21 protein-coding genes are annotated in these 19,429 nt (G+C 61.6%); 9 read left to right on the top strand and 12 right to left on the bottom strand.

Annotated features, from left to right (window positions below):
* Positions 1-320 (top strand): EamA family transporter (locus tag ACNAZA_RS05120; RefSeq protein WP_415795385.1); only part of this gene is annotated, 320 nt, incomplete at its 5' end.
* Positions 321-338: 18 nt separating this feature from the next.
* On the opposite strand, the gene ACNAZA_RS05115 is transcribed toward ACNAZA_RS05120, so the two are convergent.
* A complete protein-coding gene (locus tag ACNAZA_RS05115) occupies positions 339-1,067 on the bottom strand; it encodes a uracil-DNA glycosylase (protein WP_415795383.1) in 729 nt (242 codons plus the stop codon).
* Positions 1,068-1,253: 186 nt separating this feature from the next.
* Here ACNAZA_RS05115 and ACNAZA_RS05110 point away from each other — a divergent pair, with 186 nt between their 5' ends.
* Positions 1,254-1,646: a winged helix-turn-helix domain-containing protein gene (locus tag ACNAZA_RS05110; protein ID WP_415795382.1), complete on the top strand. Its 393-nt coding sequence runs from the start codon at positions 1,254-1,256 to the stop codon at positions 1,644-1,646.
* Positions 1,647-1,658: 12 nt separating this feature from the next.
* On the opposite strand, the gene trpC is transcribed toward ACNAZA_RS05110, so the two are convergent.
* The 5 genes from trpC to trpE form a co-directional block, all read right to left on the bottom strand.
* Positions 1,659-2,459 carry an indole-3-glycerol phosphate synthase TrpC gene (gene trpC / locus ACNAZA_RS05105; protein ID WP_415795380.1) on the bottom strand — a complete coding sequence of 267 codons (801 nt, stop codon included), beginning with the start codon at positions 2,457-2,459 and terminating at the stop codon, positions 1,659-1,661.
* A 35-nt stretch (positions 2,460-2,494) separates the two neighbouring features.
* Positions 2,495-3,535 (bottom strand): anthranilate phosphoribosyltransferase, encoded by a 1,041-nt coding sequence (trpD, locus tag ACNAZA_RS05100; RefSeq protein ID WP_415795379.1) that lies wholly within the window; start codon positions 3,533-3,535, stop codon positions 2,495-2,497.
* Positions 3,536-3,653: 118 nt separating this feature from the next.
* Complete coding sequence (locus ACNAZA_RS05095; RefSeq protein ID WP_415795377.1) at positions 3,654-4,235, bottom strand: anthranilate synthase component II; 582 nt, start codon at positions 4,233-4,235, stop codon at positions 3,654-3,656.
* Between the two features lie 3 nt (positions 4,236-4,238).
* Positions 4,239-4,601, bottom strand: coding sequence for a chorismate mutase (locus ACNAZA_RS05090; RefSeq protein ID WP_415795376.1), 363 nt, complete (start codon positions 4,599-4,601; stop codon positions 4,239-4,241).
* Positions 4,598-6,097, bottom strand: a complete 1,500-nt coding sequence (gene trpE, locus ACNAZA_RS05085; RefSeq protein ID WP_415795748.1) for an anthranilate synthase component I — start codon at positions 6,095-6,097, stop codon at positions 4,598-4,600. The genes ACNAZA_RS05090 and trpE overlap by 4 nt, the downstream gene beginning before the upstream one ends.
* Positions 6,098-6,543: 446 nt before the next feature.
* Here trpE and ACNAZA_RS05080 point away from each other — a divergent pair, with 446 nt between their 5' ends.
* Entirely contained in the window at positions 6,544-7,191 is a 648-nt protein-coding gene (locus ACNAZA_RS05080) for a chalcone isomerase family protein (protein ID WP_415795375.1), read from the top strand.
* A gap of 40 nt (positions 7,192-7,231) precedes the next feature.
* On the opposite strand, the gene ACNAZA_RS05075 is transcribed toward ACNAZA_RS05080, so the two are convergent.
* The 3 genes from ACNAZA_RS05075 to rpe form a co-directional block, all read right to left on the bottom strand.
* A complete protein-coding gene (locus tag ACNAZA_RS05075) occupies positions 7,232-7,612 on the bottom strand; it encodes an S-adenosylmethionine decarboxylase family protein (protein ID WP_415795374.1) in 381 nt (126 codons plus the stop codon).
* A gap of 11 nt (positions 7,613-7,623) precedes the next feature.
* Positions 7,624-8,310, bottom strand: a complete 687-nt coding sequence (gene gph / locus ACNAZA_RS05070; protein ID WP_415795373.1) for a phosphoglycolate phosphatase — start codon at positions 8,308-8,310, stop codon at positions 7,624-7,626.
* A gap of 185 nt (positions 8,311-8,495) precedes the next feature.
* Positions 8,496-9,182: a ribulose-phosphate 3-epimerase gene (gene rpe, locus ACNAZA_RS05065; RefSeq protein ID WP_415795372.1), complete on the bottom strand. Its 687-nt coding sequence runs from the start codon at positions 9,180-9,182 to the stop codon at positions 8,496-8,498.
* 31 nt (positions 9,183-9,213) lie between these two features.
* Between rpe and apaG the strand changes: the two genes are divergently transcribed.
* The 6 genes from apaG (at position 9,214) to ACNAZA_RS05035 (ending at position 15,615) form a co-directional block, all read left to right on the top strand.
* Complete coding sequence (gene apaG / locus ACNAZA_RS05060) at positions 9,214-9,621, top strand: Co2+/Mg2+ efflux protein ApaG (RefSeq protein WP_120971788.1); 408 nt, start codon at positions 9,214-9,216, stop codon at positions 9,619-9,621.
* Positions 9,622-9,712: 91 nt separating this feature from the next.
* A complete protein-coding gene (locus ACNAZA_RS05055; protein ID WP_415795371.1) occupies positions 9,713-11,677 on the top strand; it encodes a site-specific recombinase in 1,965 nt (654 codons plus the stop codon).
* 15 nt (positions 11,678-11,692) lie between these two features.
* Positions 11,693-12,673: a thiamine-phosphate kinase gene (thiL, locus tag ACNAZA_RS05050; RefSeq protein ID WP_415795370.1), complete on the top strand. Its 981-nt coding sequence runs from the start codon at positions 11,693-11,695 to the stop codon at positions 12,671-12,673.
* Between the two features lie 125 nt (positions 12,674-12,798).
* Positions 12,799-14,367 (top strand): DUF4139 domain-containing protein, encoded by a 1,569-nt coding sequence (locus ACNAZA_RS05045; protein WP_415795747.1) that lies wholly within the window; start codon positions 12,799-12,801, stop codon positions 14,365-14,367.
* 140 nt (positions 14,368-14,507) lie between these two features.
* Positions 14,508-15,008 (top strand): phosphatidylglycerophosphatase A family protein, encoded by a 501-nt coding sequence (locus ACNAZA_RS05040; RefSeq protein WP_415795369.1) that lies wholly within the window; start codon positions 14,508-14,510, stop codon positions 15,006-15,008.
* Positions 15,009-15,114: 106 nt separating this feature from the next.
* The gene (locus tag ACNAZA_RS05035; RefSeq protein ID WP_415795368.1) at positions 15,115-15,615 is read left to right on the top strand and encodes a CinA family protein; all 501 of its coding nucleotides are present in this window, start codon (positions 15,115-15,117) and stop codon (positions 15,613-15,615) included.
* On the opposite strand, the gene ACNAZA_RS05030 is transcribed toward ACNAZA_RS05035, so the two are convergent.
* The 3 genes from ACNAZA_RS05030 to ACNAZA_RS05020 form a co-directional block, all read right to left on the bottom strand.
* Positions 15,609-17,513, bottom strand: coding sequence for a TadG family pilus assembly protein (locus ACNAZA_RS05030; RefSeq protein ID WP_415795367.1), 1,905 nt, complete (start codon positions 17,511-17,513; stop codon positions 15,609-15,611). The genes ACNAZA_RS05035 and ACNAZA_RS05030 overlap by 7 nt on opposite strands.
* Before the next feature lie 17 nt (positions 17,514-17,530).
* Entirely contained in the window at positions 17,531-17,941 is a 411-nt protein-coding gene (locus ACNAZA_RS05025; protein ID WP_415795365.1) for a DUF3613 domain-containing protein, read from the bottom strand.
* Positions 17,942-17,971: 30 nt separating this feature from the next.
* The coding region (locus tag ACNAZA_RS05020; protein WP_415795364.1) for a tetratricopeptide repeat protein at positions 17,972-19,429 on the bottom strand (1,458 nt) is incomplete at its 5' end.

Genomic DNA, 19,429 nt, shown 5'->3' with positions numbered 1-19,429 from the left:
TGTTTGCACTGCTGCTGACCAGCTTCAGTCTGCCCTGGATCTGGACTGCCTCCGCGCAGCTATCAAGCCCGGCAATGCTTGCCGGCATAGCGGCCATGGGGGTCGGCAGCGCCATCGGCCACCTGCTGATGCTCAAGGCCTACGAATACGCCAAACCGGCCACGATTACGCCCTACCTCTACAGCCAGATCCTGTTTGCGGCCATGGCCGGCTGGCTGCTCTACCGCCACATCCCCGACCAATGGGCAGTCATGGGCATGCTGATCATTGCTCTGGGCGGCGCGCTCAGTGCCTGGCTGACGGTGCGCGAATCCCGCTGAAAGCAGCCGCCAGGCGACTCAGTATCCGTGCTCAAGCCGGAACTCGCGTGCCTTGCCAAAGTGGCCGTTGCCCATGAAAGGAACTGGCGGGCGCAGGGCCGACAGCGGAGACGGGTGGTTGCTCATCAGCACCAGATGCCCCTTGTCCTCGGGAATAAACGCTCGCTTCGATTGCGCATGTGCGCCCCACAGCATGAACACCGTGGGACGGCCTTGCTCTGCCACCTGGCGAATGATGGCGTCGGTCAACGCCTCCCAGCCACGCTTGCTGTGGCTGGCGGCCTGACCTTCTTCCACGGTCAGGCAGGTGTTGAGCAACAACACGCCATGCTGCGCCCACGCCACCAGACTGCCGCCCGGCTGGGGAAAGGCGGGAAATGGCGTTCCCAGATCCCGCAACATTTCCTTGAAGATGTTTTGCAGCGAGGGCGGTATGCGCACGCCCGGCGCGACGGAGAAAGCCAGCCCCTCGGCCTGACCACGGCCATGGTAGGGGTCCTGCCCCAGGATGACCACCCGCACGTCTTCGGGTGCAGTCAGCTCCAGCGCCCGCAGAGGTTGAGGCGGAAAAATCACGGCACCCGCATCCAGACGCTGTTGCAGATAGGCCTGCAGGCGTTGACCTGCAGCTGCGGCGAAAAATTGATCCACCACCGGCTTCCAGCCGGAGGCCACGGACCAGTCAGCAGGATGGGCCGTCTGCAACTGCGATGTGCCAGCAGGGTGGGAGTTTGAAGAGTTTGTCATCGTATGGCTCATTGCCGAATTTTCAGGTTCTCACACCGCAACGCATGGGAAAAGCGCAGAACAGGCCAGCAAAATACCTGATATCAGTGAGTGACAAAGGTTACAAAAGTACCAAAAATTGCTGCATACCAAGCTGATCGCTATCTAGCACCGTTGGCGCAAGCACTGGCTTGAACAGGAGTTCCTATGCACCCATTCGCTGCTGCCACCCAGGTTCTGCATTCCAGCTCTGCTCACCATGGGGAATCCGGCCTTGCGGCCAAGGGCTTCCGATTTGCCGGCTGGGAGCTGCATACGCGCTCACGCAAGCTGCGCAGCTGCGACGGCCAGGAGGTGAGTCTGACCAAGACCGAGTACGCCCTGCTGCTGATCTTGCTCAAACACCCTCGAAAAATCATGAGCCGTGACTCCATCATGGACATGACCCAGGCCGAAGACAAAACCTACGACCGCGCCATTGATGTGCAGATACTGCGTCTGCGCCGCAAGATCGAAAGCAGGAAAGGCGCGCCCGTGCTGCTCAAGACCAAGCGCAGCGCAGGCTATTTTCTGGATACAGAAGTTCAGCCTCTGGACTGAACCCCTACCCCCTCAAGCAAACAGCTTGGCCAGAGCTTCGCCGGGCTCGGGTGCACGCATAAAGGCCTCGCCCACCAGGAAGGCGTTGATGCCGGCGTCGCGCAGGGTCTTCACGTCGGCGGAGGTCAAAATGCCCGATTCGGTCACCAGCAGGCGATCGGCAGGCACGTTTTTCTGCAGCTCCAGCGTGGTTTCGATATGGACTTCGAAACTGCGCAGATCGCGGTTGTTGATGCCCACCAACTCGGTCTTGAGCTTGAGAGCACGCTCCAGCTCCTTGGCATCATGCACTTCCACCAGCACGGCCATATCCAGGCTGCGGGCAATCTGTTCCATATCGACCATCTGCGCATCATCCAGGCAGGCGGCGATCAGCAAGATGGCATCGGCACCCATGGCTCGCGACTCATAGATCTGATAGGGGTCGACCATGAAATCCTTGCGCAGCACAGGCAGCGTGGTGCTGGCACGGGCTTGCTTCAAGAAGTCGGGCTGGCCCTGAAAGAACTGGCGGTCGGTCAGTACCGACAGGCAGGCGGCATTGATCTTGCCATTGCCCACCATATAGCTCTGGGCGATGTCGGCAGGATCGAAGTCCTGGCGGATCACGCCCTTGCTGGGGCTGGCTTTCTTGACTTCGGCAATCACGGCAGCCTGGCCGGCCGCGATCTTGGCGCGCAGCGCGCCCACAAAATCGCGGGTCGATACGCGGCTTTCGGCATCGCGGCGCATGTCTTCAAAAGACAGGCGATTCTTGGCGGCTGCCACTTCCTGGACTTTGACGTCGCAGATTTTCTTCAAAATGTCAGACATGGATTCATCCTTGAATTCGTTCATGGCCCACAGACTTATGCCTGGGCCGAAAATTGCTGTGTATAGCGCACCAGTTCCTGCAGCTTTTTCAGTGCCGCGCCGCTGTCCACCGCGCTTTGCGCACGCCCCAGACCATCTTCAATGGAGCTGGCCGCGTTGGCCGCATACAACGCGGCGCCGGCATTCAGGCAAACGATATCGCGCGCCGGGCCTTGCTCGCCCTGCAGCACGCCCAGCAGCATGGCTTTGGACTCTTCGGGGTTTTCCACTTTCAGCGAGCGCGTGCCCGCCATGCGCAGACCAAAGTCTTCGGGGTGGATTTCGTATTCACGCACCACGCCGTCCTTGAGTTCGCCCACCAGAGTGCCGGCACCCAGGCTGATCTCATCGAGGCCGTCGCGGCCATAGACCACCAGCGCATGCTCAGCGCCCAGACGCTGCAGAGCGCGCACCTGGATGCCGACCAAATCTTCGTGGAACACGCCCATCAAGATATTCGGGGCACTGGCCGGGTTGGTCAGCGGGCCCAGAATATTGAAGATGGTGCGCACGCCCAGCTCCTTGCGCACCGGCGCCACATTCTTCATGGCCGGATGGTGATTGGGCGCGAACATGAAACCAATGCCCACATCGCGTATGCAGTCTGCAATCTGCGCGGCATTGAGGTTGATGTTGATGCCCAGCGCTTCCATGGCATCGGCGCTGCCGGACTTGCTGCTCACGCTGCGCCCGCCATGCTTGCTGACCTTGCCGCCAGCCGCCGCAATCACAAAAGTGGAGCAGGTGGAGATATTGAAGGTGTTCGCGCCATCGCCGCCCGTGCCCACGATATCCACCAGATGGTTTTTGTCATGCACGTTCACCTTGTTGGAGAACTCGCGCATCACCTCGGCCGCGGCCGAGATCTCGCCAATGGTTTCCTTCTTCACACGCAGGCCGGTGAGTATGGAGGCCGTCATCACCGGCGAGAGCTCGCCGCGCATGATCATGCGCATCAGGTGCAGCATCTCGTCGTGGAAGATTTCGCGGTGCTCGATGGTGCGCTGCAGCGCTTCCTGGGGAGTAATCATGGCCAATCTCTCTATGCTTTTAAGAGCTGCTGGCACTTGTTTTATCTTGAATTCAAAATGAATTCAGCTTGAAATCAAGCCATATCAAACGCCAACAGCTACTGATTAATGAGTGAAATTCAGCTTAGTTCTGCTCAAGAAAGTTCTTCAGCATGGCATGACCGTGCTCGGTCAGAATGCTCTCGGGGTGGAACTGCACTCCCTCGATGGCCAGCGTCTTGTGGCGCACACCCTGGATTTCGCCATCTTCGCTGGTGGCGGTGATTTCCAGGCAGTCGGGCAGCGTTTTCCGGTCGATCACCAGCGAGTGATAGCGGTTGACGGTGAACTCCAGGGGCAGACCGGCAAACACGCCTTTTTGATCGGTGTGGATCACGCTGGTCTTGCCGTGCATTTGCTGGCCGGCGCGGATGATGTCACCGTCAAAGGCGGCACCAATGCTCTGGTGGCCCAGGCAGACGCCCAAAATCGGCAGCTTGCCGGCAAAGTGCTTGATCGCAGCCACGGATATCCCGGCTTCGGCCGGCGAGCAGGGGCCGGGCGAGATCACCAGGCGCTCAATGCCTTCGCGCGCCATCAGCGCCTCCACTTCGGCCACCGTGGTTTCGTCGTTGCGCACCACGGTCACCTCGGCACCCAGCTCGCCAAAGTACTGGACGATGTTGTAGGTAAAGCTGTCGTAGTTGTCGATCATCAAGAGCTTCATGGCTTACTCCTGGGCAGCGCCTGGCGCGCGCGGTTGCAGACCTTGGCCGCGCAGACGGGCCAGCTCCTGGTGTTCGAAATCGATGTAACACTCCATCATGGCCCGGTACAGGCGCTCCATGAGGTCGGCATCACCGCCCTGAGCGGCTGCCATGGGGCGCACGCGGTCCACGATGGCCTGGATGCGAGCCTCGTCGCGCACCAGGCCTTCGTCGTTTTTCACGCGTGCGGCCTGGGTCATGTAGGCGCTGCGCTCCACCAGCAGAGGCACAAGCACGTCATCCAGCGCATTCACGCCGGCACGCACTTCGTCCATGCTGGCGCAGGGGGCTGCCTTGTCAAAAGCCTTGCAGATGTTTTCGCTCATTCCAGACCTTCCTCAACCAGTTCTGCAGCGCGCAACAAGGCGCGGGCCTTGTGCTCGGTTTCCTTCCACTCCAGCTCGGGCACGGAATCGGCCACTACGCCGGCTGCGGCCTGTACATAGAGCACGTTGTCCTTGATGACGCCGGTGCGAATCGCAATCGCCAGATCCATGTCGCCGGCAAAGCTCAGATAGCCGCAGGCACCGCCATAGATGCCGCGCTTGGTGGGCTCAAGCTGGTCGATGACTTCCATGGCATGCACCTTGGGTGCGCCCGTCAGCGTGCCGGCGGGGAAGGTGGCCTTGAACACATCCATGTTCTCCATGCCGTCCAGCAGCAGGCCTTCCACATTGCTCACGATGTGCATGACATGGCTGTAGCGCTCCACGGCAAAGGCCTCGGTCACCTTCACGCTGCCGGTCTTGGCAATGCGGCCGATGTCGTTGCGCGCCAGATCGATCAGCATCACATGCTCGGCCCGTTCCTTGGGATCGGTCACCAGCTCCTGCTCCGTGGCCTTGTCCGACTCGGGCGTGTTGCCGCGCGGACGCGTGCCGGCCAGCGGGCGAATTGTCACCTTTTCGCCATCGGGCGTGCTTTCCTGGCGCACCAAAATTTCGGGGCTGGCCCCCACCACATGGAAATCTCCGAAATGGTAGAAGTACATGTAAGGGCTGGGGTTGAGCGAGCGCAGCGCGCGGTACAGCGACAGCGGCGAAGCCGTGAAACGCTTGTGAATCCGCTGACCCACCTGCACCTGCATGAAGTCGCCCGCCGCAATCAGATCCTTGGCCTTTTGCACGGCGGCCAGATAGTCCTGCTTGTCAAAGCTGCGCTCTGCGGGATAGCTTTCTCCGGCACGAATCTGCGGCGCGCTGACCGAGTAGCGCAGCTGATCCTTGAGCTGGCGCAGCCGCTTCTTGGCGCGGGTATAGGCCTCGGCCTCGCCAGGGTTGGCATAGACGATCAGGTACAGCTTGCCCGAGAGGTTGTCGATGACGGCCACTTCCTCGCACTGCAGCAGCATGATGTCGGGCGTGCCCAGAGAATCGGGCGGGCAGGAGTGCTCCAGCTTTTTCTCGATATAGCGCACGGCGTCATAGCCGAAGTAACCGGCCAGGCCACCGCAAAACCGCGGCAGGCCGGGCGAGAGCGCCACCTTGAAGCGCTTTTGGTAGGCGGCGATAAAGTCCAGCGGATTGCCGCTGGCGGTTTCCACCACCTGACCGTCGGTCACCACCTCGGTCTTGGCCTGATCGCCAAAGCCGCTGGCACGCACAAAGCTTCGCGCCGGCAGGCCGATAAAGCTGTAGCGGCCAAAACGCTCGCCGCCGACCACGGATTCCAGCAAAAAGCTGTACTTGCCGTCGCCGTTGGCGTGAGCCAGCTTGAGATAGAGGGAAAGCGGGGTTTCGAGGTCGGCAAACGCCTCGCTCAACAGGGGGATGCGGTTATAGCCTTGGGCCGCAAGAGACTTGAATTCCAGTTCCGTGATCACGGGTTTGCTCCGGGAGTCATGGCGCATGGCACACCTGCTGATCTTGCTTGGATCTCAATGACAGGTGACGCGAGAGTTTGCGTAAGAGATGCGCCGGTTCATTCCAATTGGCCCAAGGGGCCGCGGGTGCACGCCGGGCTCGTGCCGGAGTGCTTTAGCTGTTCAGTTGGGCAGGCTTACGCCAGGGCCAGGCTCCCCGGTCTCCACAACCTGCAATGAACGCGCGATGAATGAACATGATCCGAGCAGTGTAGCGCATCCGCACAGCGGGCAGAAAATGCAGCGCAACCAGCCTGATTGCCATGGAGAGCGGATGCACACCTCTGCGGGGCGGCCCGTATTGCGGGTCGTCATGGCAGCCCTCAACATGGCGATCCACTCCCGGACCGCGGCCGCCGCACAGGCCAGACAAAGAGCCCGGGACCATCATGGAGGAGATATTCACGATGTCGGTATTCCACACGGGTTCCATGCGCCGCCATGCGGGCACGGTCATCGCCTTGGCCTTCAGCGCTGGCCTGCTGCTGGCGGCGCACAGCGCCCAGGCCCAGAGCACCAGTACAGCGGCCGCAGCGTTGCAGATCAATGGGGTGAGTTATGCACCGTCGCTGCAAGCGCAGGGCAAGACGCTGACGCTCAACGGCGCGGGAACGCGCTACAAGGCGATTTTCAAGGTCTATACCGCCGGCCTGTATCTGGAAAAACCGGCACACAGCCTGCAGGAGATCAGCCAGTTGAACGGCCCCAAGCGCATCAGCGTGACCATGTTGCGCGAGATCGATTCGGCCGAGCTGGGCAAGCTGTTCGCCCGGGGCATGGAAGACAATATGGAGCGCGCCGCTTTCTCCAGGCTGATTCCCGGCGTGATGCGCATGAGCGACATCTTCACCCAGCACAAAAAGCTGCTGGCGGGCGAGAACTTTTCGGTGGACTGGATTCCCGGCCAGGGCACGCAGGTGCTGGTCAAAGGCCAGCCCCAGGGCGAGCCCTTCAAGGAGCCCGAATTCTTCAATGCCCTGCTGGGCATCTGGCTGGGCCCCAAGCCCGCCGATGAGCAACTCAAAAAAGCCCTGCTGGGCACAAGCCAGAGCTAAACTCGGCTCCAGCCCTTATCCCATCTGTGCCAGCCGCTCTCTATTTTGCTAACTCACCGCGCTGCAGCTGCTGGCGCAGCAGCTTGCCCGGCGCGTAGGCGGCAATTACCGCATCCATCAGGGCGTGGGCCTTGGCCGAGTTGTCGCCCGAAAAATTGCACACATAGACATCGATGGTGACGCTGCCGCTCTCGGGCCAGGTGTGGATGGCCAGATGCGATTCGGCCAGCAGCACCGTGCCCGTCACCCCGCCGGGCCGCCCATCGCAGCCGGGAAAGCTCACCCATTTGTCGGCCATGCAGCTCAGGCCGGCGTTGTGCACCTCGGCCAGGCACAGCTGGGCAATGGCCTCGGCCTCCAGCATCAAATGCTGCGGGCCCTGGCATTGGTAGAGGTCGGCGGTCAGGTGCAAGCCATGCATGGGCCCAGAGCTTAACCGTGCTGGAGCTGGTCCAGCGAATCCAGATGCGCCCGCGCTGCCACGGCTTCAATGGGCTGGCCGTGGTTGTAGCCGTAAGTCATGAGCACCACGGGGCAACCCGCCGCATGGGCGGCCTGTGCATCGTTGCTGGAATCGCCCACCATCAGCGTGCGCGCGGGCGGGCTGCCCAGGGCCTTGCAGGTTTCGATCAGCGGCATGGGGTCGGGCTTTTTGCGCTCGAAAGAATCGCCACCGAACACGCAGTCAAAAAAACCATCCAGCCCCTTGGCGGCCAGCAGCGGCCGGGCAAAAGACAGCGGCTTGTTGGTCAGACAGGCCAGGCGCAGGCCGGCGTCCTTCAAGCGCTGCAAGCCTTGCAGCACGCCGGGGTAGACATCGGCAAACTGCCCGTTGATGGTCAGGTAATGGTGCTCGTAGCGCAACCAGGCCTGTGGATAAAGGGCCTCCGCCTGCTCTGCACCCACATGCTTGAGCACGGAGCGGATCAGGTTTTCCGAGCCCTTGCCCACCATGTGCTCTATGGCCTGCGGCGCAATCGACGGCAGTTGCAGGTCGGCCAACATGCGGTTGAGCGCCTCGGCAAAGTCACCCAATGTGTTCACCATGGTGCCGTCCAGATCGACCATGACGGCGTCGATATCAAGGCTCTGACCGGATGCGGGCAAGTTCAGTTGCATAACTATCAATTCCATAGCTTCTCGCGCACTATCTGTAAGCACCAGAAGCCTAAATCACTATAAAAAAGGCCTGCATCACAGGCTGCAGGCCTTTACCGAGGGTCTCAAACCAGATCACTTCACAGCCAGGGCTGCCCCGCAGCAAAGGCAGCCGTCCCCCTTCCTGGGGGAGGCAGCGTAGCCGCTCAGGAGGCGGCCAAGTTCTTGCGCATGGCGTCGATGACGGCCTTGTAATCGGACTTGCCAAAGATGGCGCTGCCTGCCACAAAGGTATCGGCACCGGCATCGGCCACAGCGCGGATATTGGCTTCCTTGATACCGCCGTCCACTTCCAGGCGGATGTCCTTGCCCGAGGCATCAATCAGCTTGCGGGCCTTTTCGATCTTGCGCAGCGTGCTATCAATAAAGCTTTGGCCGCCAAAGCCGGGGTTCACGCTCATCAACAGGATCAGGTCGATGTCCTCGATCACCCAGTCCAGCACTTCAAGCGACGCTGCAGGGTTGAACACCAGACCGGCCTTGCAGCCATGGCTTTTGATGTTCTGGATGCTGCGGTGCACATGCAACGAAGCATCGGGGTGAAAGCTGATGTAGTCGGCACCGGCCTTGGCAAACGCCGTGGCCAGTTCATCCACAGGCTGGACCATCAGGTGCACGTCGATGGGCACGGGCCGGCCGTCAGGCGTCACGGCATGCGGCTTCACGGCCTGGCAGATCATGGGACCGAAAGTCAGGTTGGGAACGTAGTGATTGTCCATCACGTCAAAGTGGATCCAATCGGAGCCAGCGGCAATGACGTTGCGCACTTCTTCGCCCAAACGAGCGAAGTCGGCTGACAGGATGGAGGGGGCAATGCGGTAGGTGGGGCTCATGGTCTGCAATTGTCGCAGTTACCATTGGGCCATGCCAATGAACGAGTTTCTGGTCCAAGTCCAGCCCGCCTACCTGCCCGAGCAATCCGCTCCTGCCGCCGGCGTCTATGTGTTTTCGTACACGATTACTGTCACCAACACCGGTGATGCCCCGGCGCAGCTGATTGCGCGGCACTGGGTCATCACCAACGAACTGGGCCACGTGGAGGAGGTCAAAGGCCTGGGCGTCGTGGGACGCCAGCCCCTGCTGCAACCCGGTGAGTCCTTCGAGTATTCCAGCGGCTGCCAGCTTCGCACCCCCACGGGCACCATGCAGGGCACGTATCTGTGCGTCAATCACGAAGGTGAAACCTTTGTGTGCGAAATTCCGCTCTTCGTTCTGCAGATGAATGAATCCGGCGATGTGATGCCTATGCCGGAAACACGCGTGCTGCACTAAGCGTATCGCCCTTGGCCACTCCTATAAAAAATATCGGCCTGCGGCTCCCTCAATCCCGGCGCATCCGACATGTGCGCCATTGATCGAACGCATGAAGCGAAACACTCTCGATTTACCCGCCCTGCTGGCCGCTCTGAACCCTGAGGCCGATCTGGCCCAGCGCCATCTGTGGCTGATCCACCTGTTTGAATGGATTCGCGCACCCCAGCCCTCCACCGAGCAGGCCGTGGAGCGCGTGCGCCAGTTGGTGGAGGCCTTTGAAACCGACCCCGAGGCCCTGCTGCGCCTGCGCCTGTGGTGGCAAAAGCTGATTGACACGGTGGACATCACGGCGCTGCTGGCCGATTTTGGCTTTGCACCGCGCACGGCCATGATCAGCGAGGTGGCCGAGCGCCTGCGCTACAAGCTGTTGCCCAGCACGCCCGAGACCGTGGATGCCTCCGAGCTGTTCATGCTGGCCTTGCCCGATGAATTTGACGCCCGCTGGCTGCACGCCATCGACGCGCAGCTGATGGCGCGCATCTCGGCTCTGATTGCCCCCGATACGCAGCAAGGCCAGGATTACTGGGAAACCAGTTTGCTGGACGCCATCACCTACTGCGCGGGCCAGATTCTCTCCACCGGCTTTGCGCCCGAGCTGCGCCTGCGCATGAGCGAGAAGAACCGGGACGACAAACCGTTTCACGCCCTGATTCACGACGTGGAAAACCTGCGTGTGGAGGTGCAGCTGCCGCTGCGCACCACGGACCGGCGCGATGCTGCGGCCGCGCAGTTGCGCGAACGACTCGATGCCTGCCGCGCGGCAGTCGCCTCGGTCTATACCTACTTCGAAGCCGAAGGCGTCTCGGTGGGGCTGGTATTTCGTCTGCGCCAGGTGCGCGCCCGCATCGTGCGCGTGCGCCGCCTGCTGGACTGCCTGCTGGCACAGGACCGGGCTTACGAGACCTCGGAGCTGCTGGCCAATCTGGTCGCCGTCGGCATCGAGCGGCGCAGCGTGCGTGCGCTGATGTCCACCAACACCTCGCTGCTGGCCGCCAAGGTTGCCGAGCGCAGTGCCGAGACGGGCGAGCACTACATCACCCGCGATGGTGCCGAGTACAGCAAGATGCTGGTCAAGGCCGCCGGCGGCGGCTTTGTGATGGCCTTCACCACCCTGGCCAAGTTTGCGCTGTTCGCGCTGGGGCTGTCCGTGTTCTGGGGCGGCATGCTGGCGGGCCTGAACTATGCCCTGAGCTTTGTGCTGATCCAGATGCTGCACTTCACCGTGGCCACCAAGCAGCCGGCCATGACGGCTCCTGCCATGGCCGCCAAGCTCAAGGATGTGCCCACCGATGCCTCGATACAGGAGTTTGTGGATGAGGTCGCGCATCTGGTGCGCTCGCAGGTGGCGGCCATTCTGGGCAATGTACTGCTGGTGTTTCCTGCTGCCCTGCTGCTGTCCGTGGGCTATGCCCATCTGGTGGGCCATCCGGCGCTGAGCGAAGCCCATGCCAACCATGTGCTCGAGTCCCTGAGCCTGCTGGGTCCCTCGGTGCTGTTTGCCGCCTTCACCGGCGTGCTGCTGTTCACCAGCAGCCTGATTGCCGGCTGGGTGGAGAACTGGTTTGTGCTGCACAACCTCGACTCGGTGATCCGCTACAACCCTGGCATCACCCAGGCGCTGGGCAGCCAGCGCGCCGACCGCTGGGCCCGCTTTTTGCGCCGCAACATCTCGGGCCTGGCATCCAATATCTCTCTGGGCCTGATGCTGGGCCTGGTGCCCGCATTTGCCGCCTTCTTCGGCCTGGGGCTGGAAGTGCGCCACGTCACCCTGTCCACCGGCCAGATCGGTGTGGCCGTGGCCTCGCTGGGCTGGGAAGCGCTGCACTCCAACCTGCTGTGGTGGGCCGTGGCCATGCTGCCCTTCAATGCTGCGCTCAATGTGGGCGTGAGCTTTTACATGGCTTTTCGCGTGGCCCTGCGTGCGCACAACGTCAGCGGCGTGGAGCGTTCGCGCATCTACAAAGCCATACGCCAGCGTTTCTGGCGCAGGCCGCTGAGCTTTTTCTGGCCCTAAGCAAGCATCAATCTCATGGGTGAATTCGATCTGATCCGCCGCTACTTTCAGCGGCCCGTACGCCGTGCCGTTCTGGGCGTGGGCGATGACTGCGCCCTGCTGGCGCCGGCAGCCGGCATGCAGCTGGCCATCTCCAGCGACATGCTGGTGCAGGGACGCCATTTTTTTGCCGATGTGAACCCGCGCCTGCTGGGCCACAAGGCCCTGGCCGTCAACCTCAGCGATCTGGCGGCCAGCGGCGCCCGGCCGCTGGCGTTTACGCTGGCCCTGTCGCTGCCCCAGGCCGACGAGGCCTGGATCAGCGACTTCTCCCAAGGGCTGCTGGCCCTGGCCGATGCCCATGAGTGCGAGCTGATCGGCGGCGACACCACGGGCGGCCCGCTGAACATCTGCATCACCGTCTTTGGCGAAGTACCCGCCGGACAAGCCCTGCTGCGCAGCGGCGCCCGCGCCGGCGATGAGATCTGGGTCAGCGGCCAGCTCGGCGATGCCCGCCTGGCACTCGAAGCCCTGCTGGGCAAGATCACACTGCCGCCAGAACTGCTGGCGCAAACTCGCCAGCGCCTGGAAGCGCCCACGCCCCGCGTGGCCCTGGGTCTGGCCTTGCGCGGCCTGGCCAGCAGCGCGCTCGATGTCAGCGACGGCCTGCTGGGCGATCTGGGCCATATCCTGGAGCTCTCGGGCGTAGGCGCCACGGTGGACAGCCGCCTCACTACCCCTTTGATAGCTGCAAGCGTAAATCCACTATGGGCCACAAGCCAATTTGGCCTTGATCTGCAGCAACAATGCACTCTGGCCGGTGGCGACGACTACGAGCTGTGCTTTACCGCACCGGCCCAGCGCCACGCCGAAGTGCTGGCTGCCGGCCTTGCCAGCGGCACGGCCGTCAGCTGCATAGGCCGCATAGACGCCAAGCCGGGCCTGCGCCTGCTGGGCGCCGACGGCCAGGCCATGCAGCCGCTCTGGCAGTCCTTCGATCACTTTGGCGTGAACTGAGCTACGGTTAAGCTCGGGGCCTGTTCACCAGAACCCGAGCCTGCCCCATGAGCCCCAGCCGCCACCGTGCATCGCCCACTTTCACTCTGCCCGCACTGACGGCCCTGATCGCCGCGCTGGCATGGATGCAGACCTCACTGCCAGCCCATGCGGCCGCAGATGGCAGCCTTCTCCAAGTCTCAGGCAGCCGCGCGCCCATCACCGAAGTCACCCTCTACCCCGGCGTGGCCGCCGTGCAGCGCGAGGCCCGCATCAACGCCGGCACGCGCCAGCTCCGCTTTGAATGCCTTCCCGCCAGCGTGGATACCCAAAGCCTGCAGATCAGTGCCGACAACGGCGTGCGCGTCGGTGACCTGAAGGTGCTGATACAGGAGCGCACTGCGGCGCCCAAAGACTGCAGCAGCCCGCTGGACGCGCAAATTCGCCGCCTTGAAGATCAGCTGGCGGCGCTAGAGGCTGAAGAAAACGCCGCCAAGCTGGTGGGCGACTATCTGCAAGGCGTGGCCAAGCCCGGCGACGCAGCGAAAGTGACGGCAACCCAGATTGGCGCCACCACACAGGCCCTGCGCCAGAACAGCCGCGACAACAGCTTGCGCGCCCACCAGATTCAGAACCAGAAGCAGGACTTGCTGCAGCAGCTGCGACCTTTGAGCTATGAGCGCGACCGCACGGAATCGCCCCTGTCTCAGGTGATGACGGTCGCGGTGCAGCTGGCCAGCAGCAGCGCGGCCACGGTACGGCTGAACTATCAGGTGCGCGGCCCCAGCTGGCAGCCCAGCTATCGGGCCCAACTGCATACCGCAAGCGGTGCGGTTCAGCTGGAGCGCCAGGCCCAGGTGGTGCAACGCAGCGGCGAAGACTGGAGCAATGTGCGCTTGCGTCTTGCCACCGGCCAGCCCACCCGCAGCACGCAAGGGGCGTTGCCCCGGCCGTGGATCGTGGACATCGCACAGCCGGCCATGCCAGCCCCGGCACCGGCCCCCATGGCCATGGAGCGCAGGCCCATGGCGGCCGCCAAAATTGTGGGCGATGCCGAGCTGCCACAGCTCGATGTCTCCAGCATCAATACCGCCTACAGCACGCAATTTGTCGTGCCCTACCCCATCACCGTGCCATCCAGCAGCGAGCGCCTGAACCTCACGCTGGGCAAGGAGACTGTGGCCGCCAGCTTGCTCACCCGCGCTGCGCCTGCCATGGAGGAAGCGGCCTATCTGATTGCCACGCTCCAGGCTCCGGCAGGCATCTGGCCTGCGGGCAGCGTCGCGCTGTTCCGTGATGAAGCTTTTGTGGGTAACGGTCGGCTCGATTTCGGCAATGCCCAGGCCTTGGCCCAGGGCCTGTCTTTTGGCCGGGATGACAAAGTCATCGTGCGTCGTCTGCCGCAAGAAGCCAACACCGGCAGCGGCGGCTTTCTGGCCAGCAAGACCGAGCGCAGCGTGGTGCGCAGCTACGCAGTGGACAACCGCCACGACCAGGCCATTGCCCTGCAGCTGCTGGACGCGGCCCCCGTCTCGCGCAACGACAAGATCAGCGTGCAATCGCAGTACACGCCGCCACCGGCCAACACCCGCTGGAACGGCCAGAACGGCATGATTGCCTGGGAGCTGCAGCTGCCCGCCAGCAGCAGCGCGCAATTCAAGGCCGTGCACCAGATTCGCTTCCCAGAAGACATGCCGGTCACAGGCCTGCAATGAAGCTGCCGCGTATCATGGAGGCCATGACGGAAGACCGCCCCCCACAACAAGAAAACACCTCGGTAGCCCCTGCTACATTTACGCAATCAGCTATCAATAGCGAAGCACCTCAAGCTAGAAAGCCAGCACCCTCAGGGGGCATGGCCAGGCCCACGGCGCGCTTTATGCTGCAGCACCCGGCTCACCTGATTGCGCTGGGTTTTGGCTCGGGCCTGTCCCGGCTGGCACCCGGCACCGTGGGCTCGCTCTGGGCCTGGCTGGCCTATCTGATGCTCGCACAGTGGCTCACCACCGCCCAGATCGGCTGGGTGATCGCAGCCAGCATTCCTGTGGGCTGGTGGGCCTGCACCGTGACGGCCCAACATCTGCGCGTGGCCGACCCCGGCCATATCGTCTGGGACGAAGTCGTCGCCATGTGGATCATTTTGTGGCTCTGCATGCCAATGGGCTTCTGGGGGCAGCTGGCGGCCTTTGGCGTGTTTCGTTTTTTTGATGCCGTCAAGCCGCAACCCGTCAAATGGGCCGACCGCCTCTTCAAAGGCTTTGGCCCGCGCGGCGGCTGGGGAATCATGTGGGACGATCTGGTCGCCGCCTTCTGCACGCTGCTGGTCATTGCCCTGTGGCGGCATTTTGTGAACTGAACCGCAAGCCAACGCCCATCTTGGCTTCAGGCTGCGCTGGAGGCTAGAACCTTTGCCGGCCAGCCCTGACCGAGATGGTGCAAGCATCCATTGAGAGGGGATAGCCATGCCTGCCGAGAGCGACAACATTGAAGAGCTGGTGCAGCAGCTGGCTGCCATGCTGATGGGAAAAGGCTGGATGCTGGCCACCGCCGAAAGCTGTACCGGCGGCATGATTGCCGCAGCCTGCACCGATCTCGCCGGATCCAGCCAATGGTTTGACCGCGGCTTTGTAACCTACTCCAACGAAGCCAAGACCGAGATGCTGGGCGTGCCCGCCGAGCTGATCGCGCAACACGGCGCCGTCAGCGAAGAAGTGGTGCGCGCCATGGCCGAAGGTGCCATTCGCCGCTCACGCGCACAGGTCAGCATTGCGGTGACAGGGATTGCTGGGCCAAGCGGCGGCTCTGCGGAAAAGCCTGTGGGGACGGTTTGGGTGGGGTGGTGCATGGAGGGTGTGATCCATAGCACCTTGCTAAATCTTACCGACAGCCGACACCACATAAGACAAGCCACGACCGCTTATGCGCTGCAGAGAATTCATCTGCAGTTGCACCACACTCAGTAAACCAACTCGACCGCTCCGCAGTCCATACGACCTTCGACCTGGACCTGGGCCACATCAATGCCAAGCAGGCCCAGCAGTTGATCCAGCACGGGGTCCAACAAAGGCGCAAGTATCTTGCCGACGATGCTCGAGAGCGACTTGAGCACTTCCGCCAAAATATTGTTCACCAGCCCCACGAGCCCGGCAAGTGGACTACTTCCTGTCGGCGGTTGAATGACCTGAAGCGCGTCGGAACTGAGCAAGCTCTGCAGGCTTGCGATGATTCCCGTCATGCTGAAATTCTGGAACGCCTCTTTTGTGCTGTTCAAGGGTAGCAAGGTATCGGGAGCCGCAAGATTTAAAATTTTGCTGTTTTTCAATGCCGCAGCGGTATCAATCTTCAGCCCCACTCCGCCATAGTATCCAGCCTCTCGAATCCCTAGAAGCCCCCCCAAAAGAATAGGCTGACGTCCAACATCAATGATCTTGAACGGCTGCAGATAGTTTGATGGATTCTTGCTGTAGGCATTCGCCAGTGCTTCATCAGCCGAATTGCCCATTCGGCCAAATCGAATCTTGGCAATGGATGTCTCGGCATGCACCTTCATCTGCTTTGTCGGAGAGCATTGCCCACTTTCCACCCATGCCTGACCGCCAACACCTTCTATATGCAGGTCAAATCTCGTGGGAATCTCAGTCAATTGAGGTGACACGGAAGTCAGCAAGCCCACCAAGCCTCCCAGGATATTGACCAGGCCACTGAGACCATCCAGTACCTTGAGGTCCGCAGAAATCAACGCCTGAATCTGTGCTGTTTTGACAGCAATAGCGGCATTTTCGAAAGATGTCGCACTCGTCGACGGCAGTGAAGCCATCACCGACGACTGCGGAGGTTCAATCACTTTCAGGCTGATCCTGACGGCCCCGATCCCAGGAAGATCCAGAACATTTCCCTTCACCACAAGACCGCTCTTTTGCCCTGAAACCTGCGCCAACAGTTGAACAACATTCAATGCGTTCAGTTGCGCCCGCAGAGCCGCATCAGAGGTGCCTGACTTGATATCCAGCAGGTCCCGCAGTTTGAGCTGAACCTTGGATATGTTGGCCGAAACAATGGCGCCCAAGGCTGTTATCGCTGCGCTCACGGCCTGGGGGGCGTTGTTGCTATTGGTTTGCTTCTGAAGCGCAGAGAGCATGACCTCGATCACGTCCAGGGCCGAGATATTGGTGTCAAGAATTTTTTCGTAATCGATGACGGCGGCATTGACATCGATCAGGCCTTTCTTCGTCCCCAATTCTCTGAAGAAATCCAGCAATGAGAGTTGAGCATTCGCCAGCCCATTCCAGCCAGCAGCAGAGACATTCAGGCTCCCCCCCAAAAGACCGCCAATGATGGGGTTTAGGATGGCTGATTTCTTGTCATCAACTTCAATCAGCTTGCTTCTAACTCTGAGTTGTACCAACGGCCTGCTGCGGGCAGCAGTCGCCATTGCTTGCACATCACGACTATTGCTCGCCCCTGCTGAAAAGACAAAAAAATAAGGCACGTTGCGGGATGCGGTGACCCGACTGGCATTCATGGGCGTGGCACCACTGACAAAGAAACTCTTGGAGTCCACGACTCCCACAACAGGTGCCCAGTTACCGCACTCCACGAGCGGTGTACCAGCCATTCCATTCAAGGTCGCAATACGTTTTGCATTGACTTGGCAATCACCTGCAGTTTCAGCCTGAGCCCCCGCCAATGCCGCCAAATCCGCAATCTTCTGCAACTCCCGCTTTTGCCAGAACACATTGCCAATATCAATGGTGGCCAGGCAAATGACGGCCACCATCAGCCATAGCGCGCCCAGCATGGCGACCGAGCCGGACTGACGGCGTGTGCGAGCCTCGCTTAAACCTGGACTGTGTGGGCGCATGGGCGGCTCTTTGAAACTTAGCGACTGCCGCCAGAACCCTGGATATTGGAGTTGCTATATGCCGGAATCTTGTGGGTAAAGCTTTCCAGATAGCGCTGATAGCTGCGCTGGGCAACATCGCTGGTCACCGGATGGATGTTGCGCGATGCCACCTGCCCACCGGCCTGCAATGCCAGCAGATAAGTGGTGGCATCTCCCACGCGATTCGTGGGTGGGGGAGCGGCCTGATTGATCTGACTGATCTGTGCCGACGCCTGGGACACAGGGCTTTGCGCCAGCGCTGCCGAGGCCGTTTTGGCCTCCACCGGCGGGACACTCTGGGCATATGCCACCGATGCCAGTTGCGGCACCGCCAGCAGACTGCTCAGCAACGCGACTGACGCCAGCCTGCTATCCAGATTTGCGCGGAATGTTGACTGCTTTTGCATGATGCTCTCCTTGCTTGGTTCCCGGTCATCTCAAGGCCAGGCCTTCTCTGCCGGGCGCTCGCGGGGTAATGCTGCAGCTTGTTGAATGTTTCGCTCCTGTGGCTCGTCGGCTGTTTCAAAAAACAGTCCGCCCGCCACAGCACGCCGAGGCACGATGGCTTGAACGGATTGCGCCTGGCTTGCGGCCGCCGCCACCTGACGAACCCCCGATGAAGCAACAACCACAGGGGCCACAGCAGGTTCATCAGCCGTTTTGAGGCTACGAATGCCTTGCCCAAGCGACGTGGCTTGGAGTGCGACCTGAGAGGCCGGAGCGGCAGGCAGCACCGGAGTTGCTTGCGAGCTGACGGCAGGTGAATCAGACTTTTTCGCTGGCTGAACCAAGGTGGCAACAGGCTTTGGCACGGCCACCTCTAAAGGTGCCAATACGGTGAGCAATGTCGGCGCAGCCGAGGGCTGAACTGCCGCTTTGGCGGAATGCACCATGGGTGCCGCAATGGATGCAATCGCTGGCGAGAGGTCTGCTCTGGCAGCTGCCAACGCAGGCGGGAGAACATAAGCAGCAACAGCCTGGACCTCAGAGCCAGGGCGGCCAGGCCTGGCGGAGTCAAAACGCGTATCGGACACCATCCATCGTGTCGCCGGGGCGGCGGGCACGGCGGGTGCGGCTTGAATATTCTGGGTCGGAGCAGGGGTAGCGGGAGCCAAGGCAGCCACGGACTGAATGGCCACGGCGGCCGCTTGTGCGGCCTGCTCCGCAATTACGGGCTTTGCGCTTTGCGCAACCATGGTGCTGGGCTTGGCTTCGACCGCCGGAGCACTTGCTTGGGGCTTGGGGGCTTTAGCTGAATCCTGCAGCCATTGGGTGGCTTGCTGCTTCACCGCCAGCTGGGTTTGCGCATCCAGCTTGCGCTGCTTCATCAAAAGCTCGGCCTCCTGGTTCTGGCCATTGATCATCAGAAACAGGCTGAGGTTGACGTTGGCTTGTGCATCCTCGGGATTGAGCTGCGCGGCCTGCATCAGCGGCATGCGTGCAGCACCAAGATCGCGGGCCTGCAGATAGGCATAGCCCAGATCGGTCAGCAGTTGCGGATCCACGGGGTTGCTCAGGCGGGCCTGCTCCATTTGCTGGGCTGCACTGCGGAAATCACCTTTTTCCGCCGCAACGCGGCCCAATCCGTAGCGGGCAGCTCCATCCCTGGAGGTGCCCAGCAAGCCTTGGTAGAGCGCCGTACTGGCACTCAATTGCCCCACGTTGCGCAGTGCATCGGCTCGCAGCAGGCGCGACTCGGTTGTGACACCCCACTGCCTGTCCATGGCGTCCAGGTGCGCCAGGGATGCAAACCACAAAGACTTGGCCTGCATCTGCTGCACCAGGGCGGCATAGGTTTCTTCGGTATTGATGATCGGGTCCTTGGCAGCAGGCATTTCAGCGGCGGCTTTGGCCGCCGGTGAAAGCATGGGTTCGGATTTACCCAGCCCCAGCCC

This window comes from Comamonas aquatilis, from assembly GCF_965139575.1.
GTDB classification, from domain to species: Bacteria; Pseudomonadota; Gammaproteobacteria; order Burkholderiales; family Burkholderiaceae_C; genus Comamonas; species Comamonas aquatilis.
The sequence above is the reverse complement of the archived record's forward strand: the minus strand, read 5'-3'. Positions and strand labels throughout refer to the sequence as shown.

Excerpts from the sequence above, each read along its gene's own strand:
- ACNAZA_RS05045 (WP_415795747.1), top strand. The coding sequence starts at position 12,799 with ATGCAGACCTCACTGCCAGCCCATGCGGCCGCAGATGGCAGCCTTCTC.
- ACNAZA_RS05040 (WP_415795369.1), top strand. The coding sequence starts at position 14,508 with ATGGCCAGGCCCACGGCGCGCTTTATGCTGCAGCACCCGGCTCACCTG.
- ACNAZA_RS05025 (WP_415795365.1), bottom strand. The coding sequence starts at position 17,941 with ATGCAAAAGCAGTCAACATTCCGCGCAAATCTGGATAGCAGGCTGGCG.
- ACNAZA_RS05030 (WP_415795367.1), bottom strand. The coding sequence starts at position 17,513 with ATGCGCCCACACAGTCCAGGTTTAAGCGAGGCTCGCACACGCCGTCAG.
- apaG (WP_120971788.1), top strand. The coding sequence starts at position 9,214 with ATGCCAATGAACGAGTTTCTGGTCCAAGTCCAGCCCGCCTACCTGCCC.
- rpe (WP_415795372.1), bottom strand. The coding sequence starts at position 9,182 with ATGAGCCCCACCTACCGCATTGCCCCCTCCATCCTGTCAGCCGACTTC.
- ACNAZA_RS05080 (WP_415795375.1), top strand. The coding sequence starts at position 6,544 with ATGTCGGTATTCCACACGGGTTCCATGCGCCGCCATGCGGGCACGGTC.
- ACNAZA_RS05110 (WP_415795382.1), top strand. The coding sequence starts at position 1,254 with ATGCACCCATTCGCTGCTGCCACCCAGGTTCTGCATTCCAGCTCTGCT.
- ACNAZA_RS05095 (WP_415795377.1), bottom strand. The coding sequence starts at position 4,235 with ATGAAGCTCTTGATGATCGACAACTACGACAGCTTTACCTACAACATC.
- ACNAZA_RS05075 (WP_415795374.1), bottom strand. The coding sequence starts at position 7,612 with ATGCATGGCTTGCACCTGACCGCCGACCTCTACCAATGCCAGGGCCCG.
- ACNAZA_RS05055 (WP_415795371.1), top strand. The coding sequence starts at position 9,713 with ATGAAGCGAAACACTCTCGATTTACCCGCCCTGCTGGCCGCTCTGAAC.
- gph (WP_415795373.1), bottom strand. The coding sequence starts at position 8,310 with ATGCAACTGAACTTGCCCGCATCCGGTCAGAGCCTTGATATCGACGCC.
- ACNAZA_RS05115 (WP_415795383.1), bottom strand. The coding sequence starts at position 1,067 with ATGACAAACTCTTCAAACTCCCACCCTGCTGGCACATCGCAGTTGCAG.
- ACNAZA_RS05035 (WP_415795368.1), top strand. The coding sequence starts at position 15,115 with ATGCCTGCCGAGAGCGACAACATTGAAGAGCTGGTGCAGCAGCTGGCT.
- ACNAZA_RS05090 (WP_415795376.1), bottom strand. The coding sequence starts at position 4,601 with ATGAGCGAAAACATCTGCAAGGCTTTTGACAAGGCAGCCCCCTGCGCC.
- trpC (WP_415795380.1), bottom strand. The coding sequence starts at position 2,459 with ATGTCTGACATTTTGAAGAAAATCTGCGACGTCAAAGTCCAGGAAGTG.
- thiL (WP_415795370.1), top strand. The coding sequence starts at position 11,693 with ATGGGTGAATTCGATCTGATCCGCCGCTACTTTCAGCGGCCCGTACGC.